Genomic DNA, 14,252 nt, shown 5'->3' on the forward strand with positions numbered 1-14,252 from the left:
CGCGCCGCCCCCACCGGGGAAGGCGCGCCTCACCCCACCGACGAATACGCCACGACGCCCCGCAGCAGCCCGTCCACGGCCTTACGGGCGTTGCGCCGGACGGGGCTGGCGTCGGGTGCGGCGTTGCCGATCTGGCCGAGGACGTCGATGAGCTGCTTGCACCAGCGCACGAAGTCTCCGGCCGGCATGTCGGCGTCGGTGAGGACCGCGTCCAGCGGGTGCCCCGAAGCCCAGCGGTAGGCGGGCCACGCGAAGCCGAGATCGGGTTCGCGCTGGCCGACCCCCTCGGTCTGGTTGATCTTGTGGTCCTCCTCCAGGGCGTCGAGCCGGCCCCAGATCCTGATCATCTCGCCCAGCGCCGCCCGTGCGTTGCCGCTGGGCAGCTTGGGGGCGGCCGAGTCGTCCGCCTGCCGGGACTCGTAGACCAGCGCCGAGGCGCAGGCGGCGAGCTCGGCGGGGCCGAGACCGTCCCACACCCCGTCGCGCAGGCACTCGCTGGCCAGCAGGTCCAGCTCGCCGTAGAGCCGGGCCAGCCTGCGGCCCTCGGGGGTGACCTCGTCGCCCGTGAGGTAGTCCAGCTCGGTCAGGACGGCGCAGACCCGGTCGAAGGTCCTGGCGATGGTGTTGGTGCGGCCCTCGATACGGCGTTCCAGCTGCTGGGTGTCGCGGCGCAGCCGGTGGTAGCGCTCCGCCCAGCGGGCGTGGTCCTCGCGGTCGTCGCAGCCGTGGCAGGGGTGGGCGCGGATGGCGCTGCGCAGCCGGGAGATCTCGGTGTCGTCGGCGGCCGCCGACCGCTCCTTGCGGTGCCTCGCGGGTGCCGCCCAGCCCGCGGTGCCCGCCTTGGTGCGCATCGCCGAGGCGAGGTCGCGCCGGGACTGCGGGCTGCGCGGGTTGAACGTCTTGGGGATGCGCATCCGGTCGAGCGCCTCGACCGGCACCGGGAAGTCCAGCTGGGCCAGCCGCTTGACCTGGCGTTCCGCGGTGAGGACCAGCGGGCGGGGGCCGTCGTGGTATTCGCCGCCACGCAGGTGGTGCCCGGCGGCGCGCCCGGCCGGCACCCCGGGTTCGAGCACCAGCGCGAGGCCGGCGTACTTGCCTGCGGGCACGTGGATGATGTCGCCCGGCTTGAGCTTCTCCAGGGCGTCGGAGACCGCGGCCCTGCGCAGCACGGCGCCCTGCCGTGACAGGTCGGCCTCGCGGTCCTTGAGCTCCCTGCGCAGCCGCATGTACTCGTCGAAGTCGCCGAGGTGGCAGGTCATCGACTCCTGGTAGCCGTCGAGGCCCTCCTCGTTGCGCTGCACCTGCTTGGAGATGCCGACGACCGAGCGGTCGGCCTGGAACTGCGCGAAGGACGTCTCCAGCAGCTCGCGTGAGCGGTGCCGGCCGAACTGGCCGACCAGGTTGACCGCCATGTTGTACGACGGCTTGAAGGACGAGCGCAGCGGATACGTACGGGTGCCGGCCAGGCCCGCGACGGCGCCCGGGTCGAAGCCGCGCTGCCACAGCACCACGGCGTGGCCCTCGACGTCGATGCCGCGCCGCCCGGCGCGTCCGGTGAGCTGGGTGTACTCGCCAGGGGTGATGTCGGCGTGGGTCTCGCCGTTCCACTTGACCAGCTTCTCCAGCACCACGGAGCGGGCCGGCATGTTGATGCCGAGTGCCAGGGTCTCGGTCGCGAAGACCGCCTTGACCAGGCCCTTGACGAACAGCTCCTCGACGACCTCCTTGAAGGCCGGCAGCATTCCGGCATGGTGGGCGGCGATACCGCGCTCCAGGCCCTCCAGCCATTCGAAGTAGCCCAGGACGTGCAGGTCCTCGTCGGGGATGGCGCGGGTGCGCTCCTCGACGATGGCGCGGACCCGGGCGCGGGCCTCGTCGCTGTTGAGCCGCAGCCCGGCGTAGAGGCACTGCTGGACGGCGGCCTCGCAGCCGGCCCGGCTGAAGATGAAGGTGATGGCGGGCAGCAGGCCCTCGGAGTCCAACCGGTCGATGACCTCGGCGCGGCTGGGCGTCCAGACCCGGCTGCGGGCCCTGCGCTCCCGCTCGCGGTCGGCTTCCTTGCCGCGTTTGGCGCGCGGGTGGTAGCTGCGCTGGTTCTCCATCCGGGCGAGCCGTTCGAGGTCGGCGTTGACCTCGCGGCGGCCGCGGTCGGCGGCCGCGGCGGCCTTCTCCTCGAACAGGTCGTACATCCGGCGGCCGGCCAGCACGTGCTGCCACAGCGGTACGGGGCGGTGCTCGGAGACGATCACCCGGGTGTCGCCGCGCACGGTGTCCAGCCAGTCGCCGAACTCCTCGGCGTTGGAGACGGTCGCGGACAGCGAGACCAGGGTGACGGACGGCGGGAGGTGGATGATCACCTCTTCCCAGACGGCGCCGCGGAAGCGGTCGGAGAGGTAGTGCACCTCGTCCATGACCACGTAGCCGAGGCCGTCGAGGGCGGCGGAGCCGGCGTAGAGCATGTTGCGCAGCACTTCGGTGGTCATGACGATCACCGGCGCGTCGCCGTTGACGCTGTTGTCACCGGTGAGCAGGCCGACCTTCTCGGCGCCGTACCGCTTGGCCAGGTCGTTGTACTTCTGGTTGGACAGGGCCTTGATGGGCGTGGTGTAGAAGCACTTGCGGCCCTCTGCGAGGGCGAGGTGGACGGCGAACTCGCCGACGATGGTCTTGCCCGAGCCGGTCGGGGCGGCGACGAGAACACCGCTGCCGGCCTCCAGCGCCTGGCAGGCCTCGATCTGGAACGGGTCGAGGCCGAACTCGTACAGCTCGCGGAACTGGGCGAGTGCGGTGGCGTTCTCTGCGGCGCGGCGACGGCTGGCGGCGTAGCGCTCGGCTGGCGACATCTCTTCTGTCATCTCGCTCATGAGCCTACCCGGCGGCACCGACACACCGCGTGATCTTTGTTTCTTCGGGGGGCAGGGTTGCCGGGCGGCCCGGCTCAGACCAGCAGCCGCAGCGCGCCCGGCACGGTCTCGGCCTCCACCGGCAGCGGGCCGATCCGCTCGCCGTCGGCGTACGCGGTCACGTCCTCGGCGACCAGCCGGACCCGGGCGGCCCGGTGCACGGTGACCACCGGGTGCCGGGGGTGGGAGCCGCTGTAGACCAGCGGGAAGACCCGCAGCAGGGTGCGGCGGGAGCACGGGCCGACCACGCAGACGTCGAAGAGCCCGTCGTCCATCTCGGCGTCGGCGCACATCCGCATGCCGCCGCCGTAGGAGGAGCCGTTGCCGACCGCGATGAGGGTGGCGTCGAGCTCCCGCTCGGGGGCGTCGTCGAACCGCACCCGGTAGCGGATCGGGCGCAGCGCGGCCAGCTCGGCGAGCATCGCCACGTCGTACCTGAAGCGGCCCTTGGGCCAGCGCATGCGGTTGCCGCGGTCGTTGACCCGGGAGTCGAAGCCGGAGGCCAGGACTGTGCCGAACCAGCGCTCGCCGACCCTGCCGAGGTCGAGCTGCCGGCTGCGGCCGTCCAGCAGCGCCTCGGCGATGGCGGTGCCCGCCGCGGCGGGGTCGCGTACCGGCAGGCCGCTGACCCGGGCGAAGTCGTTGCCGGTGCCGGCCGCGACGACGCCGAGCGGGGTGGGGGTGCCGGCGACGGCCTGCAGGGCGAGCGAGACCATCCCGTCGCCGCCGACCGCCACGAGCGCGCCGGTGCCGCCGTCCACGGCCTTGCGTGCCCGCTCCAGCGCGTCCGCGGCGTCGGTGCCGACCACGGTGTGCACCGTGAAGCCGGCCGCGCGCAGGGTGCCGGCGGCGGGCCTGGCGGCGAGCGCACCCCGGCCGCGGCCTGAGGTGGGGTTGACCAGGAGGGTGATGTCGCGGTTCACGGGGGCGGCGTGCGTCAGGTCGCGTCGTCGTAGTCGTCGCCGCGCCCGTCGTCGGGGGCGGACTCGGCGTCGATCTGCTCGGGGATGTGGTCGAGGCTGGAGGCCTCGTCCGGGTCGAGCCCGAAGTCCGGGTCGGCGGCGCGGCGGCGGGCCCGGCGGGAGTCGTTGAAGAAGCAGATGCCCATCGCCATGAAGTACAGCAGCACGATGGGTGCGGCCAGCAGGGTCATGGTCAGCGGGTCGCCGGTGGGCGTGGCGACCGCGGCGAAGACGGTGATGCCTATCACCATGCCGCGCCACCATCCGAGCATGCGCTTGCCGCTGACCAGGCCGGTGAAGTTCAGCAGCACCAGGACCAGTGGCAGTTCGAAGGCGAGCCCGAAGACGATGATCATGCGGACGACGAGGTCGAGGAAGTCGTCGAGCGGCAGCAGGTTGGTGGTCTTGTCCGGCACGAAGCCGATCATGATCCTGGCGGTCTGCGGCAGGATCTCGTACGCCAGCACGGCGCCGCCGAGGAAGAGCGGCACACCGGCGCCGACGAAGGCGAGGGTGTAGCGCTTCTCGTTCTTGTGCAGGCCGGGCGCGAGGAAGCCCCACAGCTGGTAGAGCCAGATCGGGGACGCGCCGACCACGCCGGCCATCAGCGAGACCTTCAGCGCGATGGAGAAGCCGCCCATCAGACCGCTGACGGTCATCTGGGCACAGGCCTGGGTCTTCGTCGTGTCGGACGAGCTGCCGTCGCGGCAGAGGACGTTGTCGGGGATCCGCTGCTGCAGCACATGGATGATCTGCTTGTAGAAGAGCGCTGCCACGATGGTGATGACGATGATCGCCAGCACCGACTTGAACAGCCGGTTGCGCAGCTCTCGCAGGTGGTCCGCGAGCGGCATCCGCCCTTCGGGGTCCTTCTCCTGCTTGCGGGCAGTCTTGAGCACCCACGTCCTCGTCTCGTGCGGGCAGCCGTCGGCAGCGTGTCTCGGCTTGGTCGTGTCCCTCGGGCCTGCGGTACCGGCGGGCCGCCGGCACCTGGTCGGCCGGTCAGCCGGTGGTGGTGCGGTGATCCTCGGCGACCGGGCGGGCGCTGGCGGTGTCGCCGGGGGCTGCCTGGATCGTACGGGCCGGCGCCTGCTCCTGCGCGGCGGTGTCCTGCTTGGCCGGCGGGGTCGGGTCGTCGTTCTTCATCGCCTTGGCCTCGCTCTTGAGGATGCGGGCCGACTTGCCGAGCGACCTGGCCATGTCGGGCAGCTTCTTGGCGCCGAAGAGCAGGATGACGACGAGAAGGATCAGGACGAGCTCAAGGGGCTTGAGGTTGCCGAGCATGATGGGTCTACCTTCTCACCGGGGGGCGGCGTGGTCCGTGCGGTACGTCTGCGGCGGCCGGTGGTCGGACGTTTTCGACCGTCGCACACGCATGTGATCGTAGCGTGCACCGGTGAACGCCGGAATATGGGCCGGGATCCACCAGGTTGCGGACCCGCCTCGGTCCGCTTCTGGTAGTGCCGGGCCTCGTCGGGTCGTCGGATCAGCGTACCTTCACCTGGGTTCGGGCGGCAGGCTCAACGGCGGGCGATCTCGCCGGCCTGCCTGGCGAGCGGGTCCGCGGCCCGCTGCAACCGCTCCCCCGCGGCGGCCAGCGCCTCGCTGCCCGCGGCCACCTGGGCGGACAGTTCACCGACCGCGGAGAAGACCCGGGCCGCGAACACCGCGAGCACCGCGAGTCCCGCCGCCGCCAGGCCGACACTGACAAAAAGCCACCACATGGACCGGCAGCCTACCGCTGCAACCGCATCGTACGGACGCCGCCGACCGTCAGCAGCTCCACGATCCGCTCCCCCGCCGGCTTGCGCACCGCCTCACCGCACTCGGGACAGGTGAAGGAGTAGAAGGTGGTCCGCGCGCTGCCGCCGATGGCCAGCCGCAGGTCGTCCGCCCCCAGTTCGAAGCTGGTCCTGCAGTGCGGGCAGCCGGCCCGGAAGACGATCGGGCCCGGAACGGGCGGTGGGCAGGTCGCCGTCATCGTCCGTCCTTCACTCCCCATAGCCGGCCAGGGCGAGTACGGCCGCGTCGCGCGCGTCACCGGCCAGCGCGGCGGGCGACACGATCCTGCCGTCGCGCCCCAGCCGCAGCGCCAGCCGGCGCAGCGAACCGGGGTCGGGGGTGCGCAGGGTGATCCGCAGTCCGCCGTCGGGCAGTTCCTCGGCGCTGTCGTGCGGGTAATACTCCGCGACCCAGCGGCCGCCGGGACCCACCTCGATGACCACCTCGGGGTCGTCGCCCGCCGGCTGCACCAGGCCCTGCGACAGGTCGCGCGGCTCGATCCGCGGCGGGTCCGACGGCTCGTCGAGCAGCCGGATCTCGGCGACCCGGTCGAGCCGGAAGGTCCGCCGGTCCTCCGAGAGCCGGCACCAGCCCTCGACGTAGGTGTGGCCGACCGCGAACAGCCGGATCGGGTCCACCTCGCGCTCGGTCAGCGCGTCGCGGGCCGGCGAGTAGTAGCGCATCCACAGCCGGCGCCGCTCGGTGATGGCCCGGTCGACGGTCGCGAAGACGCTGCCCTCGGACTCGAAGGTCACCGACAGCTGGGCGCTGGCGCCCGCCGCCTCGCCTGCCGCCGCCTCCAGCTTGGTGCCCGCCCGCAGCAGGGCCTGCCGGTCGCTGTCCCGCAGTCCCGGCAGGTTCGCCACCGCGCGGGCGGCGACCAGCAGCGCGGTGGCCTCGTCGGCGGCCAGCCGCAGCGGCTGGGCCACGTCGTCCGCGGTGCCGGGGTTGTGCCACCAGATGCGCTCGCCGTCGGTGTCGATGTCGAGCAGGTCGCCGCCGCGGAAGCTGGTGCCGCACAGCGGCAGCACGTTGAGGTCGCCGATCAGCTCGGCCTCGCTGACCCCGAAGGCCCGCGCCACCTCGCTGACCCGGGCGCCCGGCCGCTCGCGCAGATAGGTGACCAGCGACAGCATCCTGCGGGTCTGGTCGATCGCGTTGCTCATACGGTGTCCCGCCTGCCGTCCTGCCCGCCCATGGGGTCCGCTCCCCCGTTCCTCGCCGCCATCAGCTCAGCCCTTGGCCACCGCGCGCAGCCGGTCGAGCACCTCGGTACGCAGCTCGTCCGGTGCCATCACGACCACGTCGGGGCCGAACTCGGCCAGCCAGGCGTCGAGACCGTGCCCGTAGGGCACCTCCAGCTCGTCCCAGTCGGCGTCGACCGGGGTGGTGTCCACCGCTCTGGCCCGCAGCGGGTAGCCGCTGTCGCGGCGCAGCCGGATCGTGGCGGTGGTGGTGGCGCCCTCGCCGGCCCAGCGCGCCACGGTCTCCCGCACGTCCACGTGCGCGGGCACCTCGGCGGTGAAGGCGCCGCGCGCCTTGACCCGGCCGCTGATCCGGGACAGCCGGAAGACCCGGACCGCGCCGCGGTCCCGGTCGTAGCCGGCCAGATACCAGTGGCCGCGCCAGCACTCCAGCGCCCACGGCTCGACCTGCCGCGGCTCCGGGCGCACCGCGTTGGCCTTGCGGTAGTCGAAGGCGACGGCCCGCCGCTCGCGGGTGGCCAGCATCAGTGCCTCGAAGGCCGGCTCCGGGGTGGGGATCCGCGGTTCCAGGGCGCTGTGGGTGTCCTCGTACGGCACTCCCGCGGCCCGCAGCTTCTGGAGCGCGCCGCTGGCGGCCTCGGCGAGCCTGGCCTGCTGCCAGACCTTCGCGGCCAGCGCGAGCGCCGCGGCCTCCTCGGGGTCCAGGGCGATGTCGGGCAGCCGGTTGCGGTCGCGCCGGGCGAGGTAGCCGAACTCGCCGTCCAGGTTCTCCACGGTGTCGATGACCAGGCCCAGCTCGCGCAGGTCGTCCTTGTCGCGCTCGAACATCCGGTTGAAGGAGTCGTCCGAGGTGACCTCGTGGTAGGCCTCGATGGAGGCGCGCAGCTCGCGCTTGCTGACCGGGCGCCGGGTGTTCATCAGGCACAGCGCGAGATTCATCAGCCGCTCGGCCTTGGCGATCGCCATGCCACCCCCTTCACTTCAAGCCCTGATCGCTGACGGTACCGCTACCTGCGGCCAGCACAAAAGCCGAGGAGCCCCGGCCTGACGGCCGGGGCTCCAGCGGGCCCGGCTCACGGGGTGAGCGAGCCGAAGGGCGCACCGGTGTCGACGGGCAGAACGCGCGGAGGTCCCGGGGAACGAGGGACCGGGCCCGGTCGACCGTCGACGCCGGGTCCACCCGCCCGGAGGCGAGCGGACACCGTCAGACGGCGACCAGGTCGCAGACGAAGATCAGCGTCTCGCCCGGCTTGATGGCGCCGCCGGCCCCGCGGTCGCCGTAGGCGAGGTGGGCCGGGATGATCAGCTGGCGGCGGCCGCCGACCTTCATGCCCTGGATGCCCTGGTCCCAGCCGGCGATGACCTGGCCGGCGCCCAGCTCGAACTTCAGCGGCGCGCCGCGGTTCCAGCTCGCGTCGAACTCCTCGCCTGAGGAGAAGGCCACGCCGACGTAGTGGACGGAGACGGCGTCCCCGGCCTTGGCGACCGGCCCGTCGCCCTCCCAGATTTCCTTGATCTCCAGGTCCTTCGGCGGTTCGCCGCCCGGGAAGTCGATCTCGGGCTTGTCGATGCTCACTTCGATGCTCCTTGTACGGTTGCGGGCAACCGGGACAGTCTTACAGAGTCGCGATGATGTCCACGGAGAAGACCAGCGTGGCGTTCGCCGGGACCGGCCCGTTGGCCTGGTCCTTGTAGGCCAGGGCCGGCGGGGTCACCAGCATCACCCGGCTGCCGACCTTCTTGCCGGTCAGGCCCTGCGTCCAACCGGGGATGACGCTGGCCAGCGGGAAGTCGGTGAGCTGGTTGCGGGAGTAGCTGGAGTCGAAGTCCTTGCCGCCGTCCCACAGCACGCCCTTGTACTGCACCAGCAGGGTGTCGCTGGCCTTGACGACGGCGCCGTCGCCCTCCAGCACGTAGTCGGACACCAGCTTGGTGGGCGCCTTGCTCTTGGGCACGGTGATCGTCGGGGCCTTGCCGTCGGTGTTGGTGCCGACCTTGGGCAGGCTCGCGTCGGTCTGCGGCACGACCTTGCCCTTGGCCGAGTCCTTGCCGGTGTAGACCTTGAGCACGTCGACGGAGAAGACCAGCGTGTCGGTGCCCTTGATGCCCGCCTGGGCGTTGCCGGTGGTGCCGTAGCCGAGGGCCGGCGGGATGCCCAGCATCACCCGGCTGTCGGCCTTGGCGCCGACGAGCCCCTGGTCCCAGCCCGGGATGACCTTCTGCACGCCGATCTGGGTGGTGTACGGGGTCTTGCCGAACGACGTGTCGAACACCTTCGCGGTGCTCCATACCTGGCCCAGGTAGTTCACCTGAACGTAGTCACCCGAAGCGACAGCCGCACCCTTGCCGGGGATCAGCGTCTTGACGGCGAGGTCGGTGGAGGGGGTGCCGGTGCCCTTGGCGATGGTCGGCTTGGTGTTGAAGGCGGTTCCCTTGGTGATCGCCGGCAGCGGTCCGCTGACGATCTTGGGGGTGGGCGTCGCGCTGGGCGTCGCGCTCGCCGAGGCGCTCGGCGAGTCCGAGGGCGAGGAGGACTTGGAGGCCGCTGAATCGCTCTTCTTGGTGTCCTTGCCGCAGCCGGCGGCGGTGAGCATGAGCGCGGGCACGGCGAGCAATGCGGAGCGTCGGCGCACGGATTCCCTCGGTTCGGGTCGGGGTCGGGGTCGGAGGTGTCTTGATACCGCCCACACCCTACGGCGTGCCGCAGGCCCCGTACGAGTTCCGCACGGGGCCTGTGGGTTCGCTGTGACGCTCGGGGCTACATCCCGGCGATCAGTTTCTCCACCCGGTCGTCCACCGAGCGGAACGGGTCCTTGCACAGCACGGTGCGCTGCGCCTGGTCGTTGAGCTTGAGATGCACCCAGTCGACGGTGAAGTCGCGGCGCTGCTCCTGGGCCCGGCGGATGAAGTCGCCGCGCAGCCGCGCCCTGGTGGTCTGCGGGGGCACGGACTTCGCCTCGAAGATCTTGAGGTCGTTGCAGATCCTGGCCGCCTGGCCCTTGCGCTCCAGCAGGTAGTACAGGCCCCGGCGGCGGTGGATGTCGTGGTAGGCGAGGTCTATCTGCGCGACCCGGGGGTGCGACATGGTGATGTTGTCGCGATTCCGGTAGCGCTCGATCAGCTGGTACTTCATGACCCAGTCGATCTCGGTGCCGATCCTGGCCAGGTCGCCGCTGCCGATCGACTCCAGGGTGCGGCCCCACAGCTCGAGCACCTGCTCGATGACTCCGCTGCGGATGCCGCGGCGCTCACAGAACTCGACGGCCTTGGAGTAGTACTCCTGCTGGATGTCCAGGGCGGACGCCTCGCGGCCCGAGGCCAGCCGGACCTTGCGGCGCCCGGTGATGTCGTGGCTGACCTCGCGGATGGCCCTGATCGGATTCTCCAGGGTGAGGTCGCGCATCACCGTGCCGGCCTCGATCATCCGCAGCACCAGGTCGGTGGCGCCGACCTTGAGCAGCATGGTGGTCTCGGACATGTTGGAGTCGCCGACGATGACGTGCAGCCTGCGGTAGCGCTCGGCGTCGGCGTGCGGCTCGTCCCTGGTGTTGATGATCGGCCGGGAGCGGGTGGTGGCCGAGCTGACGCCCTCCCAGATGTGCTCGGCGCGCTGGCTCACGCAGAAGACGGCGCCACGCGGGGTCTGGAGGACCTTGCCCGCGCCGCACAGCAGCTGCCGGGTGACGAGGAAGGGAATGAGGATGTCCGCGAGGCGGGAGAATTCCCCGTGCCTTGCCACCAGGTAATTCTCGTGGCATCCGTAGGAGTTGCCCGCCGAGTCGGTGTTGTTCTTGAACAGGTACACATCCCCGGCGATGCCCTCTTCGTGCAGCCGGCGTTCCGCGTCGACCAGAAGGCCTTCGAGGATGCGTTCGCCGGCCTTGTCGTGCGTGACGAGTTCGGTGACGTTGTCGCACTCGGGAGTGGCGTACTCCGGGTGCGAGCCCACGTCGAGATAGAGGCGGGCGCCATTGCGGAGGAAAACATTGCTGCTCCGGCCCCATGACACGACACGGCGGAAGAGGTACCGCGCCACCTCGTCAGGGGACAGACGCCGCTGTCCCCTGAACGTGCATGTGACGCCGTACTCGTTCTCCAGCCCGAAAATGCGGCGGTCCATGTCTGAACATTACGCCTGATGCGTGGTGCTGAAACGGGGTTCGACGGCACGGTTTGGATCTTTTTCCTGCCGGGTTTCGAGGTTTGGCGCCGTCAGGAATCGGCCGGTCACGAGCAGTACGGCCGTGGCGACCGCCATGCCGCCCCCCGCGACGCCGAATCCGCCCGCCGCCCCGCCGTGCGCAGCGGCCACCCCGGCGGCCGCGGTGCCCAGGGCGGCGCCGACGCCGACCGAGGTCACCACCCAGGAGAAGGCCTCGGTCACCGTGCCGGCCGGGGCGTGCCGGTCGACCACCAGGAAGCCGCAGGCCAGTGCCGGCGCCAGGAAGAGGCCCGACAGGGCGGCGAGGACCAGCATCCAGGGCACGCCGGGGACGAGCGCGAGCGGCGGGTAGCAGACCGCGAGCGCCACGCCCAGCGCCCGCAGCCGCCCCTCGGGGGTACCGGGCCAGTTCCTGGCGCCGTAGCCGAGCCCGCCGGCCAGCGCGCCCACCCCGTTGGCCGCCAGGACGTACGCGGCCACGGGTCCGCCGCCGTGCGCGTCGCCGTAGGCCACCGCGGCGAGCGAGAGCGCGCCCAGCGCGATGCCGACGAAGAAGAAGGCGCCGAGCAGTACCGCAAGGCCCGCCGAGCGCAGTGCGCCGAGCCAGTGCGCCTCGCGCTCCGCCGCGCGCCAGCGGCGCGAGGGCGCCGCGGTGACCACCACCAGGGTCCCGGCCAGGCCCAGCAGCCCGGTGACCATCACCGCGGCCGCCTGGGAGGCGGCCGCGACGATGAGCGTCACCAGCAGCGGGCCGAGCGTGAACAGCACCTCCTGGGCGGCGGCGTCCAGCGCGTACGCCCGCTGCACCCGGTCCCCGCCGCCCAGCACGTCGGGCCACAGCGCCCGCAGGCCGCCCTCCAGCGGCGGGGTGGCCACTCCCGCGAGGGCGACCGCGGCCGTCGCCAGCGGCAGCGGCCCGGGGCCGGTGGCGGCGAGCAGGGCGAAGCCGGCGGCCGACAGCAGGGCCGCGCCCGCCATCACCCGCGGCTGGCCGCGCCGGTCCACCGCCCGGCCGAGCAGCGGCTGCCCGACGGCGACGGAGCAGCCGTAGACCGCGGACAGCGCGCCGGCCAGGCCGTAGCCGGCGCCCTGTGAGCGCAGGAAGAGCACGATCGCGAGCGCGGCCATGGCGTTGGGCAGCCGCCCGAGCAGGGTGCCGCCGAGCAGCCTGCCGACATGGGGAGTACGCAGCAGGTCCGCGTAGCCGGTGGCCATGCCGCCCCTTCCACTCGCAGTAGTGTTACGTATAACGTGCGGTCCCCATACGTACCATGGCGCCAGCCGCGCGGTCCACCCGCGGGCCACGGCAAAAGGCGCAGGAAGGCGGCACAGGGTGCACGACGCCGAGGCGGACCGGCGGTCCGGCGCACGCCGGGGGGCGCCCGGCCCGCGGCCCACCTCGCGGGACGTGGCACGCGTCGCCGGGGTGTCGCAGGCGACCGTGTCGCTCGTGCTCGGCGGGAAGTGGCACGGCCGGGTCTCGGAGCGGACCGCGCAGGCCGTGCGCGACGCGGCCGGCGGGCTCGGCTACCGGCCGAACCTGGCCGCCCGCAGCCTGCGGCTCGGCGCGACCAGGACCGCGCTGCTGGTCGTCCCCGCCCTCACCCACGAGTACTTCGCCCGGGTCTACGCCGGCGCCGCCCGGGTGGCCGACGAGCACGGCTTCGGGGTCGTCCTCTACCCCTCGCCCGCCGGTGTCGGCCCGGCCCGCGACCCCTTCGGCTCCGCGCGCGCCGCGATCGACGGGGTCATCGCCTCGTCCATGGCCGCCGACGCGCTCACCGGCATCGGCGACGGCGGGCTGCCGCTGGTGATGCTGGACAGCGACCCCGGCGTGCCCGGCGGGCCGCCCACGGTCAATCTCGCGGTCGCGGACGGGATGCGCCGGATCACCCGGCACCTGGTGGCACTCGGCCACCGGCGCATCGCGCACATCGCGTCGGACGTGGACGCCTGGACCTTCCGGGTCCGCACGGACGCGGTCGCCGCCGAACTCGCCGCCGCGGGGCTGCCGGCGCCCGGGCGGTTCGTGTCCGCGCTGCACGTCACCGCCGGCAGGGACGCCGCGGTGAGGGCCCTGAGCGCGCCGGGGCCGCGGCCGACGGCCCTGCTGTGCGACGACGACATCCTGGCGGCCGGTGCGTGCAAGGGCGCCCGTGCGCTGGGCCTGCGGGTGCCGGACGACGTGTCCGTGTCCGGCTTCGACGACCTGTCGCTTGCGACCGCGCTCGATCCGGAGCTCACGACGGTCCGGCTGCCCGCCGAGTCCATCGGCGAGCACGGGATGACGGCCCTGCTCGCGCTGCTCGCGGGCCGGCCCGCGCCACCGGTGGAGCTCCCGCTCACCCTGGTGCCCCGCGCGTCGACCGCGCCCGCGCCCTGAGGGCTGCCCCCGCGCTGCCCGGAGCCGCACCCCGGCGAAGCGCCGGGGGCGGAGCCGGGCGACTGCGGACCGCGCGGGGGCGGGCCCAGGCGCGGAGCGGGGCCGGGGCTACTCCTCCTCGTCTGAGGGGTCGTCCGTGGTGGTGGTGGCGGCGCTCTCCGCCTCGAGGAGCCGGGTGAGCTGGCGCCCGAGGATCCGCTTGAACTTGCGCTGCTGCGGCCTCGTGCGGTCCAGGACCGCGACCTCCAGCTGCTCGGCCGTCAGCTGGCGGTCGCTGCCGTTGTTGTCGCGGCTCAGGGACTCCACCGCCAGCGCCAGCGCCTCCGCCAGCGTCATGCCGTCCCGGTGCCGCTGGTCGAGGTAGCTGCCGATCTGGTCGGAGTTGCCGCCGACGGCGACCGCCCCGTGCTCGTCGACGATGGAGCCGTCGTGCGGCAGCCGGTAGATCTGGTCGTCCTCGGGGGCGGAGCCCACCTCGGCGACGATCAGCTCCACCTCGTAGGGCTTCTCGCCCACGCTGGAGAAGATGGTGCCCAGCGTCTGGGCGTAGACGTTGGCGAGCCCGCGGGCCGTCACGTCGTCCCGGTCGTAGGTGTATCCGCGCAGGTCGGCGTAGCGCACACCGCCGATGCGCAGGTTCTCGAACTCGTTGTACTTGCCGACCGCGGCGAAGGCGATCCGGTCGTAGATCTCGCTGACCTTGTGCAGCGCACGGGACGGGTTCTCGGCGACGAAGACGATGCCGTCGGTGTACTGGATCACCACGACGCTGCGGCCCCGCGCGATGCCCTTGCGGGCGTATTCGGCGCGGTCCGCCATGGCCTGCTGGGGTGAGACATAAAAGGGCGTGGACAC

Annotated in this window: 14 protein-coding genes; 1 reads left to right on the forward strand and 13 read right to left on the reverse strand. The window is 72.4% G+C overall.

The window, feature by feature from the left end; all coding sequences use genetic code 11:
• Nucleotides 1-29: 29 nt before the first annotated feature.
• From ACGFMP_RS11625 to ACGFMP_RS11680, 12 genes are all read right to left on the reverse strand, one after another.
• Complete coding sequence (locus tag ACGFMP_RS11625; RefSeq protein ID WP_393672152.1) at nt 30-2,855, reverse strand: DEAD/DEAH box helicase; 2,826 nt, start codon at nt 2,853-2,855, stop codon at nt 30-32.
• 83 nt (nt 2,856-2,938) lie between these two features.
• The gene (locus ACGFMP_RS11630) at nt 2,939-3,826 is read right to left on the reverse strand and encodes a diacylglycerol kinase (protein WP_393671899.1); all 888 of its coding nucleotides are present in this window, start codon (nt 3,824-3,826) and stop codon (nt 2,939-2,941) included.
• 14 nt (nt 3,827-3,840) lie between these two features.
• Nucleotides 3,841-4,764 carry a twin-arginine translocase subunit TatC gene (gene tatC / locus ACGFMP_RS11635; RefSeq protein WP_393671900.1) on the reverse strand — a complete coding sequence of 308 codons (924 nt, stop codon included), beginning with the start codon at nt 4,762-4,764 and terminating at the stop codon, nt 3,841-3,843.
• A 103-nt stretch (nt 4,765-4,867) separates the two neighbouring features.
• Nucleotides 4,868-5,149, reverse strand: coding sequence for a Sec-independent protein translocase subunit TatA (gene tatA / locus ACGFMP_RS11640; protein ID WP_393671901.1), 282 nt, complete (start codon nt 5,147-5,149; stop codon nt 4,868-4,870).
• A gap of 236 nt (nt 5,150-5,385) precedes the next feature.
• Nucleotides 5,386-5,589, reverse strand: a complete 204-nt coding sequence (locus ACGFMP_RS11645; protein WP_393671902.1) for a hypothetical protein — start codon at nt 5,587-5,589, stop codon at nt 5,386-5,388.
• 11 nt (nt 5,590-5,600) lie between these two features.
• Nucleotides 5,601-5,867, reverse strand: a complete 267-nt coding sequence (locus ACGFMP_RS11650; RefSeq protein ID WP_393671903.1) for a hypothetical protein — start codon at nt 5,865-5,867, stop codon at nt 5,601-5,603.
• The gene (locus ACGFMP_RS11655; protein ID WP_393671904.1) at nt 5,857-6,813 is read right to left on the reverse strand and encodes a helix-turn-helix transcriptional regulator; all 957 of its coding nucleotides are present in this window, start codon (nt 6,811-6,813) and stop codon (nt 5,857-5,859) included. Before ACGFMP_RS11655 ends, ACGFMP_RS11650 begins: the two co-directional genes overlap by 11 nt.
• 66 nt (nt 6,814-6,879) lie before the next feature.
• Nucleotides 6,880-7,818: a helix-turn-helix transcriptional regulator gene (locus tag ACGFMP_RS11660; protein WP_393671905.1), complete on the reverse strand. Its 939-nt coding sequence runs from the start codon at nt 7,816-7,818 to the stop codon at nt 6,880-6,882.
• Between the two features lie 238 nt (nt 7,819-8,056).
• Nucleotides 8,057-8,428 (reverse strand): FKBP-type peptidyl-prolyl cis-trans isomerase, encoded by a 372-nt coding sequence (locus ACGFMP_RS11665; protein WP_393671906.1) that lies wholly within the window; start codon nt 8,426-8,428, stop codon nt 8,057-8,059.
• A gap of 40 nt (nt 8,429-8,468) precedes the next feature.
• Complete coding sequence (locus ACGFMP_RS11670; RefSeq protein ID WP_393671908.1) at nt 8,469-9,485, reverse strand: FKBP-type peptidyl-prolyl cis-trans isomerase; 1,017 nt, start codon at nt 9,483-9,485, stop codon at nt 8,469-8,471.
• A 125-nt stretch (nt 9,486-9,610) separates the two neighbouring features.
• Entirely contained in the window at nt 9,611-10,972 is a 1,362-nt protein-coding gene (gene pafA, locus ACGFMP_RS11675; protein ID WP_393671909.1) for a Pup--protein ligase, read from the reverse strand.
• A gap of 9 nt (nt 10,973-10,981) precedes the next feature.
• Complete coding sequence (locus ACGFMP_RS11680; RefSeq protein WP_393671910.1) at nt 10,982-12,229, reverse strand: MFS transporter; 1,248 nt, start codon at nt 12,227-12,229, stop codon at nt 10,982-10,984.
• Nucleotides 12,230-12,422: 193 nt separating this feature from the next.
• On the opposite strand from ACGFMP_RS11680, the gene ACGFMP_RS11685 reads away from it, so the two are divergent.
• On the forward strand, nt 12,423-13,397 hold the full coding sequence (locus ACGFMP_RS11685; protein ID WP_393671911.1) for a LacI family DNA-binding transcriptional regulator: 975 nt from the start codon (nt 12,423-12,425) through the stop codon (nt 13,395-13,397).
• Nucleotides 13,398-13,505: 108 nt separating this feature from the next.
• Here ACGFMP_RS11685 and prcA read toward each other — a convergent pair whose 3' ends face one another.
• Nucleotides 13,506-14,252, reverse strand: coding sequence for a proteasome subunit alpha (gene prcA / locus ACGFMP_RS11690; RefSeq protein WP_393671912.1), 747 nt, complete (start codon nt 14,250-14,252; stop codon nt 13,506-13,508).

It is taken from the genome of Streptomyces sp. NPDC049040 (assembly GCF_043197715.1).
Taxonomy (GTDB): Bacteria; Actinomycetota; Actinomycetes; order Streptomycetales; family Streptomycetaceae; genus Actinacidiphila.